Below are 22,080 nucleotides of genomic sequence, written 5' to 3' on the forward strand. Positions count from 1 at the left end.
TTTCTACCTTACTTCGCCTCTGCGGCATACACATCATTTCCTACCATTTTCTTATCATCAAGGAAACCAATGGATGTCTTGCAGATTACTTTGTCAAAAATCATAAACATTGCCGGCAGTACAAAAAGTACGACTACCATACTGATGATAGCGCCTCGCGCTAACAGTGTACAGATAGATCCGATCATCTCAACCTTTGAGTAACATGCAACACCAAATGTTGCTGCGAAGAAACTCAGTCCACTACTGATGATAGATTCCATACTTGTCTTGTGCGCAATGCTGATTGCTTCCATCTTCTGCTTGCCGTGCTGTCGTTCACGCTGATAACGGGTTGTCATCAGGATCGCGTAATCAACGGTTGCTCCTAACTGGATCGCTCCGATAACGATGCTGGCAACGAACGGAAGACTGATTCCCTGATAATAAGGAATCGCCATATTTACCATAATTGCAAATTCAATAACAGATACCAGGATGATCGGCAACGAAATGGATTTGAAAATCACCATAATAATGATGAAAATGGCTGCAATGGAAATTGCATTTACTCTTACAAGGTCTGTATCTGTAACATCCTGTAAGTCTTTCATCAGTGGTGCTTCACCAATCACCATTCCTGATTTATCATATTTCTTAACGATCTTATCAACCTTTTTGATCTGTGCATTTACCTGGTCGGTTGCTGATTCATATTCAGAACCTACGAATGCAAGTTCGTAATTATCACTTTTAAGCATCTTCTTAATGTCCTTCGGAATCATAGAATCCGGAACGCTTGGTCCAATCAAGGAGTTCATGCTGATTGTCCATTTAACACCCTCGACCTTATCGATCTCATCAAACATCTTCTGCTTATCCAGTGAATCCATGTTCTTATCCATCATGACGATATGCATGTTGTTCATATTAAAGTCTTTCTTAAGTTCTGCATTCGCTACGTTACTGTCCAGTGTAGACGGCAATGAATCAGCAATGTTGTAATAAATCTTTGTATGATTGTTACCATAAATAGCCGGAAGCAATAATACAAGGAAGATTACAATCCATGCTTTGTAATGCTTGGTAATAAATGCGGATGGCTTATCCATATGCGCCAGCAGCAGCTTGTGCTGTGTCTTATCGATCGCCTTATCAAAGAACAATACGAGTGACGGAAGCACAGTTACACAACAGATAACTCCAATCACAACACCCTTTGCCATAACGATTCCAAGGTCACGTCCAAGTGCAAATGTCATAACACAAAGTGCAACAAATCCGGCTACGGTTGTAACAGAACTTCCCGCTACAGACTTGAATGTGTTGGAAATGGCATGCCCCATGGCACGTTCTTTCTCACCAGGGAACCTCTTCTTATTTTCTTCGTAACTGTTCAGCAGGAAGATAGAATAGTCCATCGTAACTCCAAGTTGCAGTACCGCTGTCAATGCCTGCGTAATATAGGAAGTTTCTCCGAGGATAATATTACTTCCCAGATTATACAAAATCGCAAGTCCGATACTGAGCAAGAATAAAACAGGAACGACAAAAGATCCACATGTCAGCTCCAGAACAATCAGACTCAGAACTGCTGCAATGACCACATATACTGGCAGTTCCTGCATTGCTATGTTCTTAATATCTGTAACAATTCCTGTCATACCGCTGATGAAGCACTGCTTATTCGCCACATGACGAAGCTGTGTCAATGCATCCATCGCATCATCTGAGGATGTTGTATTATCGAATAATACTAACATCATTGTTGCATCGCCTTTGAAAAATGACTCTCTTAAATCCTTCGGGATCATCTCTACCGGAAGGCTAATATCTGCAACATCATCATACCATAACACGTCCTTTACGTGTTTGACCTTACTGAATTTTTCTTTCATTTGCTGGACGTCTTTCAATTCCATGTCCTTCACAACCACCATGGAGAATGCTCCCATGCCATATTCATCTACGAGAATATCCTGGCCTTTTACCGTCTCCAGATGTTCCGGAAGATAACTCAGCAGATCATAATTAACTCTCGTCTTCACTACTCCGATTGCTGACGGGATTGTCAGCAGCAATGCGAGAATCAGCACAATTACTCGGTGCTTTGCAATCCACTTTCCTACCTTAACCATTGTTGTATCATCTCCTTAATACTCTTCATAAATCTCTTTCGTAGTATAGTATACACTAAAATGACTTTTAGTCAATCTTTTTTATATAAAAAATGAAAAAAAGTCATTTTTCTTGACATGCAAGTAAAAATAACCTACCATATAAATGTAAAACTTACGTAAAAGGACAAACAGTTCCTATTAATATATGTAATTAGGATAAGAAGGAATGATTATGGGAAAAGTAGACGATAATAAAAAGCAAAAAAAACATACTCTGTTGCGGGCGGCTTTTCAGTTATTTACAGAAAAAGGATTTTCCAAGACAACTGTCGCTGACATCGTAGATCGCGCCGGGCTTGCCAAAGGTACTTTTTATCTGTACTTCAAAGACAAGTTTGACCTGCGCGATAAACTGATCGCATACAAAGCTACGCAGCTTTTCAACGATGCGCACTTAGAGTTGGATAAAGCAAATGTGCCAACATTTGAAGACGAAGTATTATTTATGACAGATTACATTATAGGAAGATTTATGACCGATGAACCGTTGATCCAGTTCGTTGCGAAGAATCTATCCTGGGGAATTTTCCAGGCAGAAGTATCGAACGGTGCCAGCGTACTGCCACAGGCATTTTTTGACCATTACTTAGAATCACTGGAACGTTATCATGTCAACTGTACGTCACCAAGCCTTATGCTCTATACGATCATTGAGCTGATCGGCTCCACAAGTTACAGCTGCATCTTAAAACAGACACCGGTATCGATGGAAGAATATATGCCATATCTTCACGAGACATTAAAGAAGATCATCGAAGTATTTACTGTAAAAGAAGATGCCGAATAACACACCAAATGTAAAAATCGCTTAGACCTTTTTTCTCAGGTCTAAGCGATTTTTCTTTGGCAGCTTCTTTGCAAGTGCCGAAGTTGGCCAGTGATATGTCTTGGCACAACTGTTATCTTCCCGGGAGGGAGTGCATCCATCCTAAGAATGCCTTCTGCAATCCTGTCTCTGACTATCTCAACTTATCTTCGAAAATCTCTACGATCGTCTTCTCTGTCGCTACCATTCCCGGCGATGCAATAAGTCCCATGTTGCGCATCGTCTCTTCCGGTGTCGCCCCGTTGATACCATGAGCCTTGTCGATATGAACGCCTTCAAGTGCAAATTCTACTGATCGAAATGCTGTGTCACAGGCAGCCACACCTTTCATCGTACAGCCCTGGTTTCCGCCATCGCAGATCATGCCGGTAATGGAAGATGCCATATTGTTGAGGGTATATTCCAGTTCCTTTAATCTGCCACCCTTCATGTAGCAGACTCCGCAAGCCATACCAGATCCTGCCGCGATCGCGCATCCGCAAAATGCAGACAATCTTCCGGAGTACTCTTTAATATAAGTGCAGACAAGATAGCTCAACATTGTCGCACGATACAAAATTTCTTCACTCAAGTGGTTAATCTTGTACACACCATAGAGTGGCATTGTAGCGATAATTCCATGTGCGCCGGAACCGGTAATACTCATTGCCGGTTTGTCGAGTCCGATCACGCGTGCCTCGATGGCTGCATTGCAAAGAAGAGACGCTGTATTCTTCTCATCGTCGGAAATCTCTTTGCCACCGTTCATTGCAAGAAGCGTTCTTGCAAATGTCGTGCGTGGATTTTCAAGTCCTTCGTGGAATAATTCCAGGTTTACTTTGTAAGCTTCTTTTACAAATTCAATCTCTTCCACCGGCACCGTTTCTACATATTCTAAGATTTCCTTCAATGTGTAGCCGTGAATAGAATGTACCGCTTCCTTTGCGTCCGCCTCTGTCGTATCTGCGGCATGCTCTGCCTCACTCTCCTCCAGCACCTCCCCATTTACTTCAATCTTCGTAATATTCGTGTGAGAATCACGGATCGTAACTATTGCCTTATCGCTTTCCGTCTCCACTGTTGCCTGGATAAAGATACGACTTGTAATACCGCTTAACTCGACGGTGATCTTACCTTCGTCAATGAGCTTTTGTGCGGTAACATTGTCTTCTGGTTTTACATCTGCCAGCGATTCCAATCCTTTTTCTGCATTTCCAGCCACGTAGCCGAGTGCTGCAGCAAACACATTGCCCACTTCATTGGAATTCGGAATTCCACACGTAAATGCATTCTTATACATTCCACTGTTCATTGCAACATTTACATGTTTTAATTCTCCTTTTGTGTAGGAACGTGCCTTCGCTACACTGAATGCGATCGCTCCCGGCTCCGTCACACCAAGTGCCGGAAGCATGTCCGCTTTGATTAATTTTGTCAGTTCATTCATTTTAAAATTTACCTCCTTTGCATTTGAAAACTGCTCTCTTATTTATTCGGATTCTTTTTTGCTTCGATATACTCTCCATTTCTTCCTTCGAATGCTCTTCCCTTTCCGGTAATGCAGCTTACAAGCATCACTGCCCAGATTGCCCAGCTGTAAAACGTCGTAGCAATCATGTCTCCTGCGCCAAGCTTCGGAAGAAATGCATATGCATCTGTCTGCGAAGAGATTCCACCAAGCAAAAGTAATACACATCCGCCGAATGGAAGGAAAAATGGAAATGAGCAAATGGTTGTCGCAAGTATATTTGCTCTTCTATATGGATGAATGTCATTTTTCTTACCGATCGCATTCATAAATGGAGCTACACATATATTTGCAATTGTGTTGATTGCAGCAATCAGAATACCAAACACGGTAGACAGGCAGAACATCGAAATTTCCGCGCCTCTTTCTGTTTTGATGACCGAATTGTTCAGCCAATCTACAACTGCCTCCATGCATCCGGATGCTATAAGTAGCTCTCCCATAGATACAACGATCATTAGCAGGATCGATACATTAAACATACCTGACACTCCACTTGTGATCGTTCCGCTGATTGCGCCGTCTTTGATGCAGATCAGATCGGTCGGTTTGAAAAGCTTTGCTCCCAATCCGATCACAATAGCCAGAATGCTGCCCGTTCCGAGACTGGCAAATATATTTACTCCTTTTACAGCCAGAATAATAACTACCAGTGTAGGTATCAGAAGTAACAATCCTTGTGGCATCTGATACTGCTTCAACAGATTTTCCGCTTCTGTCGGATCCAGTGTATTTCCGGAACCGCCAAATACAAAAAACAATACTGCTGCAATGATCGCAGCGATAAAAACATATTTATATCTGCATTTTACGGTGCCACCGATGCTTGCCGCTCCATTTGTATATTTATACTCCTGAGAGGTTGCTGCAATGATCGTTGTATCCGATACCGGTGCGAAGTTATCACCAAATGCTGCTCCAGATAAGATCGCACCTGCCAGAACCGCCGGGTTGCATCCTAATAAAATGCCTGCCGGATATAAAATAAAGCACATCGTTGAAATCGTTCCAAACCCAGATCCTGTTGCCACTGCAAACAATGCCGAAAAAACAAATGCGCATACTGTAAATACAGCTCCGGACACTCCAAGTTTTACGGAAACCCATACAAGTCCTTCTACAATATGTCCACTTTTCAATATGGCTCCATACATTCCCACAACTAACCATAACATCACTGCGGTCATCGCTACTTTCGAACCAAGTCCTTTTAATATAACATCCCAATAACGATCCAGATCTTTGCTGAAAAGCATTCCAATCAAAAGTGCGATCACACCTGCTGCAACCATGGCATTAATATCCTGAAAATTTGCGAAAGATAATCCTATCGTAATAATAATAAATATCGCAAATGGAACCAACGCCATTGCACGTCCCCCGCGGAACGTTAATCTTCTTTCTCCCATTTTACTGTCCTCCTTATATTTTGTGTACAGCTATATCAGCTGTTAGAAAACATACTACTCCACTAGGTTTATCCTGTCTAATACACAAAATTGATAAACTGTAAAAGGTATTTTCTATATAAGAAGGTCCGCTCGTTCAGATTTTATATGTTGAACCATCTCTTAATCGCTTTATGTTCTCCGATTACTAAAATTGTCGCATCCTGCTTCAAAAGCGTATCTGTGGAAAGGGCGATGTTCACCCCGCCTTTATCTTTCACTGCAATGATATTGATATTATATTTTCTTCGGACATCCAGCTCTCCGATTGTCTTTCCAAGCCACTCCTCCGGCACTTCCGCCTCGAAAATTGCGTGGGATGCGTCAATTTCCATATAATCCAAAATGTGGTCTGCCGTGTACCGGATAGATGCCCACTTGGCTACCTGGCGTTCCGGGTATACGACCTGATCTGCTCCGTTTCTTAAGAGAAATTTCTTCTGAATATCTCGTTCTGCCCGGGAGATAACAATCTTTGCTCCAAGCTCTTTTAATAGAGAAGTCGTCTCCAATGAATTTTCAAAATTTGCCGAAATTGTTACAAAACAAATATCAAAATTTCCAATCCCAAGTGATTTTAAGAAGTCTGCATTTGTGCTGTCTCCAATCTGCGCGTTCGTAACATATGGCAGAATTTCATTTACTCTGTCTTCCTCATCATCAACTGCCATAACCTCATGGCCAAGCTCATTTAACTCTACGGCGAGATGTCTGCCAAATCTTCCAAGTCCAATAAGTAAAATATTTTTCATGTCTATTTCCTCCAAACTATCCAACTGTAATCTGTTCTACCGGGAACTTTGCTGTACTCTTATTTCTGGATGAAAATACAGCATAGATCAATGTAAGCCCTCCGACTCTTCCAAGATACATTAACACGATAAGGATCAACTGGGACGCCATATGAAGGTGTGGCGTGATTCCAAGTGTAAGTCCCACTGTTCCAACCGCCGAAGCCGTCTCATAAAGGCATTCGGCCAATGGCAGACCTTCATACATGCTGATCGCGATTCCGCCGCCAAAGAAAAGCATCACATACAGCATCAAAAGTGTAGCTGCATCGCGTATTACATGATTATCAATTCGTCTGTGAAATGCACTTACCGTATCTTTACTTCGAAATGTTGCAAATGCATTTAAGAGCAGCACTGCAATTGTCGTTGTCTTCATACCTCCGGCTGTAGAACTCGGCGATCCACCGATCAGCATAAGAATGATAATAAGTGTCTGTGCCGGTTCCGCCATCTTTCCGATATCTACGGTGTTAAACCCGGCAGTTCTCGGTGTCACCGCCTGGAAAAACGATGCAAGCAGCCGTTCCTCCATTGCAAGATTTTTAAAATTCCAAAAGAAAAAGAAAAGGCTCGGCAATAAAATAAGCACTGCCGTCGTCACGAGAACGATCTTGCTTTGCAGTCGATAGCGCCGGAAATGATATGTGTTCGTGCACACATCTTCCCATGTAAGAAAACCAATGCCGCCGATAATGATAAGCAGCATAATCACTACATTTACAAGAGCATTTCCCGCATACTGCAGGAGGGACGGAAACGTATTTTTCGTCGTTCCGAGAATGTCAAATCCCGCATTGCAAAATGCAGAAATAGAATGAAAGATTGACATCCAGATTCCCTTCACGCCAAAATCTTTTCCGAAAACCGGCAGCAGTAATACCGCTCCGATAAGCTCTACCAGAAATGTTCCTTTTAATATAAACTTCGTCAGTCGGACAATTCCTCCGATCCTTGGCGCTGCAATGGCATCCTGCATTGTCGTGCGCTGCATAAGAGAAATCTTTTTCCCGGACAACAATGTGATCGAAACCGTAACTGTCACCACGCCAAGCCCACCGGTCTGGATCAGTATTAAAATAACAAGCTGTCCAAAGAAAGACCAGTAGCTCCCCGTGTCCAGCACTGCCAGCCCGGTCACGCACACCGCCGAAGTAGAAGTAAATAAAGCCTTGTGAAATGGCGTAAATACTCCCTCCACCGAGGAGATTGGCAACGTCAGCAAAAACGCGCCACATAAGATAACTGCGGCAAAACCCATCGTGATCAATTGAAACGGTGTAAAATGTCTTCCTATGTTTTTCATCATGTCAAATCCCTAATTTCTTCTATTAATGAGTCAAACAATATCTACGTATAGCTGTAGTATAATACTACACCTGTTTGAAATCAAGATAGCAAAAAACTGCCACTTTGCGATTGAACCATCGTAAAAGCGACAGCTTTTCAATTTTTCCTATTATCTAAAATAACAACTGAAGTCCCATTGCGATCATCCACATGTAAGCACATGTCTTTGGGATCATCAGCAGACCCACCATTGGTTTTTTCTTGCTGAACAATGTAACCGGGATGTAGCATCCGAAAGAAAGGATGATGGCAGCTACCATTCTTGTCAAATAACATAAATATTTTTTTCATCATCTCACTCCGCATTTTTCTTCAAACATTCATCCGCATTGTTACAAATCTTTTGAAATACCTGGATGCACATCTGCATCTCTTCTTCTGTTAATCCACTCAAAACATTTTTCGCAAATTGCTTCTGTGCGTTTTTCCCTGCTTCTATGATCGGAATTGCATCATCTAATAAAACGATTTCAATACGCTTCTTATTATTCGGACTTTGAATCCTGTCGACCAGTCTCTTCGTCTCTAAATCCTTCAGTGAGATCGAAACGTGTGACTTCGTCGACTTGCGGACCTTAACAATATCAGCCGCTGTATTAAACTATCGAAGAAGCACATCAGATCATCATTTTCCTTATACTTCGGGATGATCTTTCTGTGCTTCCTCAACCAAATATGATATTAAATTTAAATGATGTTATTGTTATCCGTAAACAAAAAAGTGATTAACTTGTAAAGACCATTAGTTCTTTTTTCTCAGCATTAAGCTTCTTGTTATTCCGGCAATTGCTACGACCATAAGAACCGCCCATAAAATCGGCTTGGAACTGTCGCCTGTTTTAACCGAAGCATTCTTTTTGCTTTTCACTTGTGTTTTTACAGTTGTTTTCGTCTTGTTTTGTTTATCCTTACCTGTATTCGTATCTGTTCCACCACTTGATGGCTTCTCCGGCTCTGTCGTCTCGCCCGGTTTTTCCGGCTCTGTCGCCTCGCCCGGCTTTTCCGGCTTTGTCGTCTCGCCCGGCTTTTCCGGCTTTGTCGTCTCGCCCGGCTTTTCCGGCTCTGTCGTCTCGCCCGGTGCATTTGCATCTACCGGATATAAAGAAAGGTTCGGCACAGTCAGAATATCTCTCCAATATGTATCATTATCATAATCGATATCATTTACATTTTCTCCATCGATCAGATTTCGATTCGTTGTTCCTGCAAGCTTCACATTATCACCCAATGCTTTTCCCGGTGTACTTGATTTGGAAACAGAAGCGCCACCTTCTAAGTATGCATTTGCTACGGAAATCATTCCCGTACCGCTCACTGCATTTCCACCTTCTCCAAAATGTCCATCGCCACCGACGCAGATGAGTTTTCCTTCTCCGGTAATGGTTCCACCATTTAGCTCAACTGCTGTTCCGCCATTTGATGTAGTTGCATCTTTTCCACCGCCAAAGACAGCAAGTACGGCATCTTTTTCCAAAGTAAGTGTGCCATTAACCTTCAGTCCCCTCTGGCCGGTATAGCTTTTTCCTGTAGCAGCATCTGTTCCGGTAGGTGCCTCGTCGCCGCGCACGAATACCTTTCCTTTCAATGAAACATTTCCATTTACGACAACGACCGGTTCTGTATTGTGACGTGCACTTGATCCATTTGCAATGTTGTTCGTATTTGAGTAAATTTTTGCATTTTCCAATGTGGCACCATCCTGCAAGATCAGTTGACCATTAATGGACGCTCCGTTCAGAAACTCGCCTTCTCCATAGTCGTTATAATTCATGGAAAATGTTCCGCCATTTTGTACTTCTACAACTCCCTGAATGACAGAATCTCGAAGTGTGAGCTTCGCACCGTCCCCAACAATAATTTTCACACTGGATAAAATATCCATATTTACCAATGTCAGATTGCATCCTTTTGGCAAGATCAATGTCTGCTTCTGTGCAGTGCCCTCTGGTACAGCGTATCCAAGTTCTCCATATGTGCCACTTGTGTGAGAACCATACCACGCTTTTACATCTGCCGGAACAGTGACCCTCTGATCGCCGGAAGCATCTGTAAAGTTTTTAATCGCCCACGGCTCCATATCATACATATATTTTCCGTCTGCCGTTTTCGTACAGTTTGATAACACAAGCTGATCTTTTAATGTTTCTTCTCCACTGAAAACACGAAACGGCAGGCTGTTACTTGTCGCAGTATGTCCGTCTTCGTCTGTGATCGATACGCTGATATCATATGTACCTGCATTTGCAGGGGTTCCGGCTAACGTAAGGGAACCATCATGAACGGAATACACACCCGCCATCCCAGAATCATTTCCTTTGGACGCATCGTCGTGATTTACAATTATCACCGAAGACTCTTTGGATTTTATACGAATATCGCTTTCGCTTAAAAGCTTCCAATCATTTTTTGTCGGTTCCTGATCTGCATTTACAAGTGCAACCTCTACACTTGCATCACTGTTTTTATTTTGCGTCACATTCGTAGATGCACCACTGATTGCATCGTATCCTTTTTGATTTACAAGTGCCGACTCAAAGCTTCCGACTAGTCGCACGTAAAGCTTCATGTTATCGCCTGGCTTTGTATCCTGCGAAATTGTAAGCTTTCCATCCGCGATAGCAACTTTGAAAGCTAATGTTTTGTATCCGGTTGCCGTAATTGAAATCACATCACCATTTTTCAACGCTGCGGTCTGACTGTAGCTTTTCTGTGCAAATTCAACGGCGCCGTCCCGGATACGATATTTTCCACCCATAGAAGGTGTGAAACTATACGCTTCCCAGTCCGTGTCATTGACAGAGATTTTCGTGATCGCATCCGTATAATTTGCATCCGCAAATTTCAATTGCCATAATCCGTTGAACGAATCCTGCTTTACGGAAATGCTGTCAATGGTAATCTCTTTCTCTGCTGCCGATACGTTTACTTCACCTATTATCACACCTGTGATTAGCAATAATAATGCCAGCAGGAGTGTTTTGCATTTTCTCCTCATTCTCTTCAATAGTCCTTCCTCCATATATTTAGTTAGTCAATGCTAATCACAGATTAACATCATGTAGAGTTAGTGTCAACTAATTATTTTCTCAATAACAGTACGCGTACCCAAAAAGGAGCCCGTACCGCTCACGATACAGGCTCCCTTAATCTCCTGCCGCCATTGCCTCCGTCCCTGGCACCAATAACATTGATAGCACCATCGCCATACTTAATAAGATACTTATAAATTTCTTACTCATATTCATTTCTTCTTTCGGAAACAATTTGTAAACCTTAACATGCGTCCTTTAAGGTTTGTTTACTATACAAAAATGATAGCATATGCCCTTTGAATAATCACTTCAAATCAAACGTCTGTAAGACTTGGCGCGTGATGTTTCTTACGTTCTTTTTTATATTGATACATATCCTGATCCGCTCTGTCTTTGACAACTGCAATATCTTCATCTGAAAATGGAGCTGACCCGTAAGAAACGGTTGGGAAAAATGTGAACTTTCTTCGTTTCTCTGTCCACCGCCGCAGAAATTCCTGTTTGCATTCCTCTTCTTTCGCTCCGTTTTTCAGTAATACACAAAACTCATCCCCACCTATCCGATAACAATATCCAAAGTCTGCATATGCTTTTTTGATACATTCCGCAATATCCGCAAGGCAAAGATCACCTTTCACGTGACCATGACAGTCATTGACCTGTTTGAAATCATCCGCGTCAAACACCACCAGCACTCCTTTGTTGTATTTTACCTCCCTGGTCTGTTTCAAATAGCTGTTCTGATTCAAAAGTCCTGTGAGTGCATCCAACTGATTCCACATTTCATTGCAATAGATAAAATATAATACAGAAAGCAACGTAATACATAACCATGTTACATGAAGTTCAGGCAGTGCAATCTGAATGACTGTTTCCGCCATCACAAAAAGAATCAATGGATAGATCAGCATCCTGCTGCGATTCTGAAATTCTCTGGCTGTGACGATCGTAGATATCGAAAGATACAAAATTGCCCCAAAATACATGATGACATATATGTAAAAATGCGGACCACGTGAATAAATATTATCCACACTCACGGAGAATACCATTCCATATGGAATAGAAATCAACAGAAACATAAGATATGCGATCTCACAACACACTGCAATTCTGATCTTCCGTCGGAGAGCTGTTTTTCTGTCCAATACATACACAAGACAGATAGACACCGCCGGCGACAGGCCAAACCCCAGATAATTAGACACAATATTCAGCCATCGGTATCCGGACGGCAAGCCATCCACAACCACTGTTATGACCTCCAGCACTGAAATTCCTGCGATCATAAGATAGGCCAGAAAAAAGCCACGCTTTTGTTTTTCGCTAAGCGATTCACTCAGATATGTGAGTATGCACATAAAGCATAAAACAAAAAGATCAATTGTAGTTAATACATAAAAATATCCATCCATTACAAAACTTCCCATTTTTTCATCTATCACTGCTTTTTCACAAATATTTGCTTTGTTTAACTGCAGCAAAAGATTCTGTTTTCGAATTCATAAACCCTAAACTATATTCTAACAAACTATGCATGAAAAAGATATACACTTTCACATCTACATGCAAAATCCATTGTCAAAAAAATAGATGCATAAGATTGCTCTTTTCTCATGCATCTACTTCATAACAGGAGCATTCATCGTATTCTGCCGTCACAACAGACATTGAATGTTACCTTTTTTATATCTCTTCAGCTTTCACTAACGTAATGGTCCCGTTATCCAGGCATTCCACAAATTTGTAGACCAGATCCGGGTCAAATTGTTTTCCTGCGTCCTGAAGAAGTTTCTCTCTTGCTACATTCAACGAGAAGGCCTTCTTATAACAACGTTTGGACGTCATGGCATCAAAGGAATCTGCCACACACAGGATACGTGCTGTCAGAGGTATATCCTCTCCTGCGATCCGTCGTGGATATCCTTTGCCATCATAACGTTCATGATGACCGATAACAGCCGGAATAACATAATCCAGAGAAGGCAGATGACGGATAATATCGATAGACGATTCCACATGTCCCTTGATTATTTCATACTCGTCGTCTGTCAGTTTGCCGGCCTTATTTAATACATACTCCGGGATACCAATCTTACCAACATCATGTAAAAGGGCTGCCTGGCGAATGATCTCCACCATATCTTCATTCATGCCAAGTGCTGTTGCAAGCGCTGTTGCATAATAGGCCACATTTGTGGAATGGCTGAATGTATAATGATCTTTTGCATCGATTGCTGCTGTCAGTGCATAGATGGTTGATTCATATTCCTGATAAATATGTGCCCGGTTTGTTGACACTATATTCTTGTTGGCATTGCGGAACATGGTATCAAAGACCTGGATCCCGTTCTTTCCACTGTGTTTCACATGGTAAACTGCAAGATCCACATTCTCCAGCAGTTCCTTCACATTTTTTGCCGCATAAGGTGCCGCACTGATTCCCGCACTGACCGTAATTGCTTTCAGCTTCATGTCTGTCCTGCGATTATTCATAACAGAAATCTGCTTTTCAATGGATTCCACCAGATTTCTGGCTGAGAAAAGATCATATCCCGGCAACAAAACAGCATATTCTTTTCCACCGTAACGGGCAGCATATCCGTTTTCTCCCACACTGCTTTGGATGATTTTTGCAATGCGCTGGAGACACAGATCACCTTCTTTTAAACCATACAGCTGATTATATAACTTAAAATCATCTACATTGATAATTGCAAGTGCCAACGAGGCATCTTTATTCTTTTCAAATTCTTCATAAAGTACTTCATGGAAATATTTTCGATTCAACAAACCGGTCATCTCATCCGTTCTTGCCTCGATACAAGCTTTTTCGTACATTCTTGCATTTTTAATAGCAATAGAAGCCACCGATGTGATGTTTGAGATCAGTTCCACTTCATCATAGACCAATCTCTTTTTCCCGGAATCTGCCGTGATCAATATCACCCCTGCCAAAGTATCACCGTCTTTTAATCCGGCACAGTAGCGCGTGTGCTTCTTATCCAGATGATGTTTTTCTTCCTCCCACATGGACTTATATTCTACAGAATAGCGAAAATCCCTGTAAACCAGCGGCTCTTCATGATCTTTCAGCCATTGTATCATCGGATTTTCTTCTTCCAGAGAAAATGCCAGATCGTTAAGAGGCTGGTCACTTGCAACTCCACAGTAAGTCTCTCCGGGTGCTTTCTGCATACATATATAGATATTGCCCACATCCATCAATTCTTTCATCACCCGGATGGTTCGATCCAGAATTTCCTGAAGATCCAGGGTTTTTGAAATTGCTGAATTAAATTCCCTTAACTTCTCCGCCTGATGATTCTCTTCCTTTACAAATACACTGCGGATCAAAAGCTTCCACAGATAAGTAAAGATTGCATAGGTAATCAGAAAAACAATGGCAAATACAAGGGTGTACATGGTGATATTCTTATCCGGCTGCATATGGAGAATTTTTTGCAGAAACGGCATGATATTTAAAAATACAAAAATAGAAAACAGCAATCCTACACCATAACATAAACTGGGAGATGCCAGCATCTGGAGGCGGAATAATCGTCTTCGAATCAGGGCATAAAACAGTAAAAATACATTTACTACACCACTTAAAATATCGATCGGAAAGCCGCTGAAAAAAGGAATTCCAAGAAATGCATTGCCAAGAAACAGTGCAAGCACTCCCATCATCACCGGTTCATACTGAACTTTCATGGTAGGATTTTCTTTACAGATCCGTACAAGAATTACGAAAAGATGAATCAGAAAAAATCCTGCCGGGATAAAAAATGCAATAATAGATGGCTTAATCTCATATACAAAGCTTTGTACCCCTCTTTTTTCTACCATCTCAGGGGCTTCCAGAAAAGCTCCAAATTGGGCATTCACCCAAAAGCAGATCAGCATGATTACCAGGTATATTCTACCGGTGGATCCGTTCCTGACTCCGCCAAAGGCAAGAATAAAACGGTAATACGCATATGGCAGTAATAAAATTCCCAACAGGGAAACCTGATACCAGAATTCGTATCCCGGCCAGAACTGTGCACGCATAAAGGCAGAACCTCCGGTCCAGAAAAGTAATCCCGTCAATACCACCAGAAAACTGTTTATTATTTTATTTTTCTTTGCTGTCAAAAACATCAACAGCAGAAAGCCATAGCACAGCATGGCTATAATTGATATATATCCGTAGGTTTCCATAAATTTCCCTTATCCCATTCTTTGCTTCACTCATAACTGTTCCATGCCTGCACAGTTATCTTACTTTATTTAGATATTCCTGCACATCCAGTAATTCCTTCATATCGTAATGAGAAGGATTCATCTGATGTATCTTTTTGCCTGTCTTTTTCTCATAGGCTTCAAAGGTTCCGCAGGTGAAAATTGTCACCTGTAATGGATCCATACCCAGAATCTTTTTCAGATCCCGATAATCCTGATCAATATATTTGAAATATGTACTCAGTAAATCCTTTAAAATATTGGCACTCATGGCATTGCTAAGAAGTGCCTCCTGTTCCAGTTCCACATACATGTGAAGATACGGTCGATTCTGTTCATTGTATTCTTTCGTTGCCACCCAGTTGGTGATTGGAAGTTTGGAAAGGCTGATTACACTTCGAATTCCATTTTCCGAAATTCTGGTAAATCCTGCGATATCAATGATCCAGGGTACCCGGTCCACATATTCAAAACGGGGAATCCTGGTCTCATCTTCCCGGTTTTCCAATCCCACACAGCGATACATATCTCCACAACGATAGCGGGCAAACGCACCGCCCTTCAGAATCGTAAATACCAGCTCATACTTTTCACCAGGTCTCACCTCATCCATCAGATAGGTAGGCGGAATATAAGAAGGATCGTCATAATTCCTCATCATATCCTTCTCTGTGATAAACTCATAGAACGCAGTATCCGGGAAGAAATACATTCCCTTTCTTGTCCATGTCTCTGTACCCATAATGGAAGGCTCCGTACCGGCGAACAATTCCATGGGACGAATGCCCCAAAGTTCTTCCAGATCATCTTTATAACACAGGTTATCCGTACCTGCCACCATAAATCCTTTTAGATGAAACAGATCCTTTGGGAGAAATGTTCTGTTTTCTCTCTTACACCGGCGCTTTGCCTGGATCATACGTAAGATCATATGAGGCTTGCATTTCATAAGGCTTGACAGTTTAATGCCGCCACCTCCGCCACTGGTCAAAGAAGAAAGACTCAGACTCACTGCATAAGCCACACTTCCAAGGCCAAAGAAAAAACCAAGATCCTTCTGCATGGCCATCTTAAATCCCAGTTTATTTCTTTCGCTGAAGCTCATATTTACTGCTTCATCAACTGCCGGTAAAAATTCAATACCGATCTCCTCACCCAATGCCAGCGGAAAAAGTCCGGTTGCAAAAGGCAACGGTGCCAGGGCATACAAAAATTTGTCTGTAGCTGCCACATCAAAAGAGCCCTTTTCTTTACTGGTAGAAAGAATCAGACATGCTGTCACGTTGTTGCGATAGGTATCCAGCATGCTTCTGGTATAGGGCGCCACCTTAATGGGATGCTTTCCACCCTCCCAGGTCGTCTGGATCCAGATAACCGGATTGCCCGGAAGCATATCCGGCTGTTTGGTAAGCAGCACATCTGCATAGTCTTCATAGGTTGTCAATGGTACCATTTTTCGAAATTCATCCAGATTGCTCGGATGCTTTCCCTTCAAAATAGACTGTCCCAGACCACAGTTACTCCATAACCGGATCTGCTCCTCCATCAATCGCCGTTGAATTTTCATATATCCATCCATGGACAAATCAAGGAATCCACAGTACTGCTGCCAGATTTCTTTATACTGTTGTTTCTTTAATTTTTCTTCTAAATTCATAGTCTGTCCGCTCCAGATCGATCATTGTTTTCTGACACTATAGAAACATGCCTGTATGCTTTCTTTATTTGGTATTAAAAAAGGTGTATGTTTCTGATATTCCCTATAATTAAAAAATGTCTGCGGAAAAGTCCACAGATCCTGAAAAATGATATACAGATAATTCCAAAAAATCATAAGTAAAAAATAGATTCCCTGTTTCCATCCGCCAACCATTCCCCACATACAAAGATATGCACCTGCAAACCACAAAACACCGGGATGCCGACACAATCCATACACACCTTCTGTGTATGCAGCCCGTAACCTGTTTTCTTCACAATAGGTTTCCTCAAAAGGAAGGGCGAAAAACAAGGTGTATATGAGAAGTGCCAAAAAGCACATCGCTCCGATTCCGAATCCAATCATTCTTACAATCCTGTGACTGCACTGTCCCCATGCAAGCCAAAGTTCCATGAACAGTGACAAAACAACCAGAATAGTGCCCACTGCGAAAAATTTTTGTAAATGTCTGTTCTGTTTTCTAACACTATTTATATCGTAAATAAAGTACAGAAGAAATCCTGCACTGCCTAAAATAATCTGCTGCATGTCCATTCTCCGAATTTTGTGCACAATAATATACCGACGCATAACCATGCACTTTTAATTATAATAAAAGTCACTATAAATAGCAAGAATAATTTGGTTTTGGTGTACAAAGGAGATTTTATTTCCCATACATATACTATGCATAATGCATAACTCCATGATCATGCCATTCCACCGTGCCACGCCTATTCTTAATTCCAAGTTCTACCAGCCTTTTGGCAATTGTACCACTGCCAATTCCCTGCAAATACACATCATATAAAAGGAAAGGGCGATCTGCAAAGGCAAAACTGCGCGAAACTTAAATTCGTTGTATTTTCCTTTGTAGTCAAAGAAAAAGCACTATAAATCGTGATCAGCAAACGATTTCAGTGCTTTTTTACGTGTTATTCTATTAAATTTTACCTATTAGCTTATATTTCAACTTTAACTATGGTGTTGTGAAGTTCAATCAACTTTCAGCATCCGATACCCCACGCCAATATGTGTTTGGATATATTGTGGAGAGTTCGGTTCTTTCTCGATTTTTTTACGAAGTGTTGCCATAAACACACGAAGGGAAGCAATATCATTATCCCAGCTACTTCCCCAAATGCTTTGCGTAAGGAAAGTATGGGTCAGAACTTTTCCTATATTTCTTGTCAACAGGCAAAGCAACTTATATTCAATAGGTGTTAAATGCAACTCTTCTTCATTCAAATAAGCACAACCTGCAGCATAATCTACACGAAGTTTTCCGTTTACAAAAACAACCGCTTCGGCAGGGGATACTTTTTGCATCATCGATAACCTTCTTTGCGTGACTCGTAGTCTGGCAAGCAGTTCCTCAACAGAAAATGGCTTTGTTAAATAATCATCTGCGCCAGCATCCAACGCATCAATTTTATCGGTATCTTCACTGCGAGCACTGATTACGATAATTGGCATGTTTGACCAAGTACGGATTTTTTTAATAATCTCAACACCATCTATATCAGGAAGTCCTAAATCAAGTAAAACAATGTCAGGATTGTGTGAAGATGTTTCTAAAATTGCCGATTGACCATCGGGTGCCGTCAGATATCGGTATTCGTGCGCTTTTAAGGTTGTTGTAATTAAATTTCTGACAGATGTGTCATCTTCTACAACTAATATTAGTGACTTATTCATATACTTTGACCTCCCCTGCCGGTAATGTAAATGTAAATACTGTTCCGTGCGGCAGATTATCTGAAACAGTAAGTTCTCCGCCGTGGGCGTTAATAATGGACTTGCACAAAGATAATCCGAGTCCTAAACTTCGGCGGCTGTCTGCAATTTGATTTGCACCGCTATAGAACATGTCGAATATCCGTGGCTTTATTTCGTCAGCAATTCCGTTTCCATCATCCGATATAGATACGATTGCTTGTTTTCCCCTCTTTTCTGTCCGAATAACAATATGAGAGTTTTTAGGTGTGTATTTGATAGCATTATCAACAATATTGATGATTACCTGAACAATAAGCTTTGCATCCATTTTTGCAAGAAGAAATTCTTCTTTGCTTTCAACGGAAATATGATGTTCTTCACTCTTTCGGTTAATATGATGTAACGCTTCTGTAATCACGTCATCCATCAAATCTTCCGTCATACGGAGATTCAACCGTCCTTCTTCAATCCGGGTTACAGCCAGCAAGTTTTCTACAAGGTTAATCAGCCACATGGAATCATCATATATATCCATGTACAGCTGCTTTTTTGTATCATTATCAATGGAATCGCCGTTGGACAAAAGATTGCTAGCATTCCCGGAAATGGATGTCAGCGGTGTCCTCAAATCATGTGAAATAGCACGCAGCAGGTTCGCTCGCAACTGTTCATTTTTTGCAAGAATGGCCGCCTCCTGTTTCTCACGGGCATTTTTCTCATTTTCCAAAGCCAGGGCACATTCTCCGAGAATGGATAGTAGAATACTGTTTTCAAATGGATCAAGAGGTATTTCTCCCATCACGATTCCAATAACTCCATATACCATACTGCTGCTGCGAACAGCATGGTACAGGCATTTTGCATTGGAAAGCGTTCCTGTTGTAGCTCCGGCACGTTTATTGTTTTTCAATACCCAGCCGGCAACGGCCTTTTCATTTTCGGAAATACACGATTCCAAATTTTCTTCAGTTACAGAAAAAATATGCGGCGTATCCAACACTTCTCCATCAGCTAAATAAAAAACGATATCTTTTCCCAAGAGTTTAATGAGCTGATTTGAAGTTGCAGATACAATTTCATTTTTATCTTTTGCCTGTTGCAATAGCTGGTTTGTATCAAATAACACTTTGGTACGGTAAGCAGATTGTGCCGCCTGTTTTGCTTGGTTTTTAATCCGTATAGCAAGAGAACCGGTTAAAAATGCCGCCAAAAACATGATAATAAAGGTAACAGGATAACCCTGATCATACGCCTTCAAGGTAAATTGAGGTTCCGTAAACAGGAAATTAAAGACCAAAACACTTACAATCGAGAAAATTAGGCTGTATATCTGATGTTTCGTGATGACAGCGGTGACAAGAACACCTAAAACAAAAACAGTAATGATATTTGCTTTGTCAAATCCAAATTTCTGGAAAATCATTCCGACTAAACTGGATAAAATCAGAATCGCAGTAGATTTTAATGTATCAGTGACAGAGAATACGATATGGTTCTTTTCCCTGCCCCCTCTTAACTGATACACTGCCGCATTAGAAACCGTATCCGGAATAATATGCACATCCAGGTTAGGGGCATAATCAATCAATTTTTCTGTCAGGGTCGGTTTGCTGAGCAAATGCCGTTTTGTAGCAGAACTACGTCCGATCACAATCTTTGACACACCGGACAAACGAGCAAATTCCGCAATCTGAAACGGAACATCTTCTCCGTAAACTATTTCTATTTTTGCCCCAAGCTGCTCAGCAAGACGAATATTTGAACGCAGGCGTTTTACATTTTCCTCGCTCATCACCGAAAAATCTGGGGTTTCTACAAACAGAGCCGTAAACTCCCCTTTAAAAACAGAAGCCATTTTTGCGGCGGTACGGATAATTTTCGCATTGGATGGAGAAGAAGATAGACATACAAGAATATGTTCGCCTGCGTGATAATCTCCATGATTTTTTATGCGGGTATTTTCTGTGAGGATATTCACCCGGTCCGCACATCGCCGCAGTGAAATCTCCCGGAGAGCTGTCAAATTTTCTATTGTAAAAAAATTTTCTACTGCCTGTTTTGCCTGTGTCTGTCTGTATACATTTTCTGTATTCAAACGGTTGATCAAATCCTGTGGTTCAATATCTATTAATTCAACCTGATCTGCATTATCAAAAATAGAATCCGGGATGCGTTCCCGCACAACAATTTCCGTAATGGATGCAACTGTATCACAAAGGCTTTCAATATGCTGAACATTGACAGTCGTATAGACATCAATCCCTGCATTCAAAAGTTCCTTAATGTCCTGATACCGTTTTGCATGACGGCATCCTTCGGCATTCGTATGCGCAAGTTCATCTACAAGGATAAGCTGTGGTTTTCTTTTCAACGCCATGCCAATGTCGAATTCGTCCAGTATCATACCATTATAAAAAACTTCTCTTGTAGGAAGAACTTCTAAGCCATTCAAAAGAGCTGCTGTTTTGGGACATGCGTGGGGGTCTACATAACCAGCTACCACGTCAATTCCCTGCTGTTTTTCCATATGAGCTGCTTCTAACATGGCGTAGGTTTTACCCACACCAGCTGCATATCCGAAAAAGATTTTCAAATGTCCTTTATTACGTTTTTCTTCATCAGCTTGGATTTCCTTTAATATCTGATCCGGATTGTGTCTGCTTTCACTCATACGGTCATCTCCTTGTACAAAAACATTATATAGAATAATACGTAAATTTCAGAAAAGCATTTTAGCACTGACATTAAAATCGCATAAAGATTATACCACCTTTTCTTCTTTTTTTCCATTCGGGCGTATAGCCGAAAGCAGAAAACGCTCCAAAAAATCATGCAATTTTTCGACAAATAGACCCTTCATACAATTAATGTCATTTTGCCATATCACTCTCGCTGGTTTCTCAATCGTGTTGATGGGATGTACCGCAATGTCTATAGAGCCTGGAGTAATGCCACTTTGCTTTATTTGAAAGGATAAGGAACAATACTCATCTTTCAAAATATCGTTGGAATTTTCTATGATAAAGCCAAAATCAAGTTTATTATTTTCCAGCCCATTTATTATTTCACTTACAGAACCGTAGAACAGGTTCAGCTCATAGTTTGGGTATTCGCTTGAAAATTGTTCTAATAGATCTGCAATAGAATCTATGATTGCAGGTGTTTCAAATCCAATCCTAAGCTTAGAATCTGAAATAAGTTTTTGGGATTGATTTCCCTTGAGAAATTTATCCAGCTTTTCCATAAGAAAATAACCATAAATAAATGCTGCCAATACCACTATAAGTAAAACAAAGTCTTTCATATCACCAACTTCTTTCAA

Annotated in this window: 14 protein-coding genes; 1 reads left to right on the forward strand and 13 read right to left on the reverse strand. The window is 41.2% G+C overall.

All coding sequences use genetic code 11. The annotated features are described in order from the left end of the window. Positions 1-8 precede the first annotated feature (8 nt). Positions 9-2,117 (reverse strand): efflux RND transporter permease subunit, encoded by a 2,109-nt coding sequence (locus tag DW125_RS03020; RefSeq protein WP_117537077.1) that lies wholly within the window; start codon positions 2,115-2,117, stop codon positions 9-11. A 214-nt stretch (positions 2,118-2,331) separates the two neighbouring features. Here DW125_RS03020 and DW125_RS03025 point away from each other — a divergent pair, with 214 nt between their 5' ends. Further along, complete coding sequence (locus DW125_RS03025) at positions 2,332-2,946, forward strand: TetR/AcrR family transcriptional regulator (protein WP_021860052.1); 615 nt, start codon at positions 2,332-2,334, stop codon at positions 2,944-2,946. A 172-nt stretch (positions 2,947-3,118) separates the two neighbouring features. Here DW125_RS03025 and DW125_RS03030 read toward each other — a convergent pair whose 3' ends face one another. The 12 genes from DW125_RS03030 to DW125_RS03090 all read right to left on the reverse strand — a co-directional run bounded on the left by DW125_RS03030 (position 3,119) and on the right by DW125_RS03090 (position 22,062). Further along, positions 3,119-4,411 carry an L-cysteine desulfidase family protein gene (locus DW125_RS03030; protein WP_117537078.1) on the reverse strand — a complete coding sequence of 431 codons (1,293 nt, stop codon included), beginning with the start codon at positions 4,409-4,411 and terminating at the stop codon, positions 3,119-3,121. 38 nt (positions 4,412-4,449) lie between these two features. Beyond that, complete coding sequence (locus DW125_RS03035; RefSeq protein WP_117537079.1) at positions 4,450-5,901, reverse strand: Na+/H+ antiporter NhaC family protein; 1,452 nt, start codon at positions 5,899-5,901, stop codon at positions 4,450-4,452. 143 nt (positions 5,902-6,044) lie between these two features. After that, positions 6,045-6,692, reverse strand: coding sequence for a potassium channel family protein (locus DW125_RS03040; RefSeq protein WP_117537080.1), 648 nt, complete (start codon positions 6,690-6,692; stop codon positions 6,045-6,047). 16 nt (positions 6,693-6,708) lie between these two features. Then, positions 6,709-8,040 carry a TrkH family potassium uptake protein gene (locus DW125_RS03045; RefSeq protein WP_117537081.1) on the reverse strand — a complete coding sequence of 444 codons (1,332 nt, stop codon included), beginning with the start codon at positions 8,038-8,040 and terminating at the stop codon, positions 6,709-6,711. Positions 8,041-8,194: 154 nt separating this feature from the next. Further along, positions 8,195-8,350 carry a hypothetical protein gene (locus DW125_RS13975; protein ID WP_158549881.1) on the reverse strand — a complete coding sequence of 52 codons (156 nt, stop codon included), beginning with the start codon at positions 8,348-8,350 and terminating at the stop codon, positions 8,195-8,197. A 473-nt stretch (positions 8,351-8,823) separates the two neighbouring features. Then, positions 8,824-11,076: a hemoblobin-interacting domain-containing protein gene (locus tag DW125_RS03055; protein ID WP_442873171.1), complete on the reverse strand. Its 2,253-nt coding sequence runs from the start codon at positions 11,074-11,076 to the stop codon at positions 8,824-8,826. Positions 11,077-11,427: 351 nt separating this feature from the next. Beyond that, the gene (locus DW125_RS03060) at positions 11,428-12,528 is read right to left on the reverse strand and encodes a GGDEF domain-containing protein (RefSeq protein ID WP_117537124.1); all 1,101 of its coding nucleotides are present in this window, start codon (positions 12,526-12,528) and stop codon (positions 11,428-11,430) included. Positions 12,529-12,799: 271 nt separating this feature from the next. Beyond that, the gene (locus DW125_RS03065; RefSeq protein WP_117537084.1) at positions 12,800-15,319 is read right to left on the reverse strand and encodes an HD domain-containing phosphohydrolase; all 2,520 of its coding nucleotides are present in this window, start codon (positions 15,317-15,319) and stop codon (positions 12,800-12,802) included. A 55-nt stretch (positions 15,320-15,374) separates the two neighbouring features. Then, the gene (locus DW125_RS03070) at positions 15,375-16,997 is read right to left on the reverse strand and encodes a GH3 family domain-containing protein (RefSeq protein WP_117537085.1); all 1,623 of its coding nucleotides are present in this window, start codon (positions 16,995-16,997) and stop codon (positions 15,375-15,377) included. Positions 16,998-18,035: 1,038 nt separating this feature from the next. Beyond that, entirely contained in the window at positions 18,036-18,737 is a 702-nt protein-coding gene (locus DW125_RS03080; protein ID WP_006427007.1) for a response regulator, read from the reverse strand. Beyond that, the gene (locus tag DW125_RS03085) at positions 18,730-21,429 is read right to left on the reverse strand and encodes a sensor histidine kinase (RefSeq protein WP_117537087.1); all 2,700 of its coding nucleotides are present in this window, start codon (positions 21,427-21,429) and stop codon (positions 18,730-18,732) included. Before DW125_RS03085 ends, DW125_RS03080 begins: the two co-directional genes overlap by 8 nt. Before the next feature lie 90 nt (positions 21,430-21,519). Next, complete coding sequence (locus DW125_RS03090; RefSeq protein WP_117537088.1) at positions 21,520-22,062, reverse strand: LysR family transcriptional regulator substrate-binding protein; 543 nt, start codon at positions 22,060-22,062, stop codon at positions 21,520-21,522. Between the last annotated feature and the right edge of the window lie 18 nt (positions 22,063-22,080).

Origin of the sequence: Dorea sp. AM10-31 (assembly GCF_003435815.1) — a bacterium.
GTDB classification, from domain to species: domain Bacteria; phylum Bacillota; class Clostridia; order Lachnospirales; family Lachnospiraceae; genus Dorea_D; species Dorea_D hominis.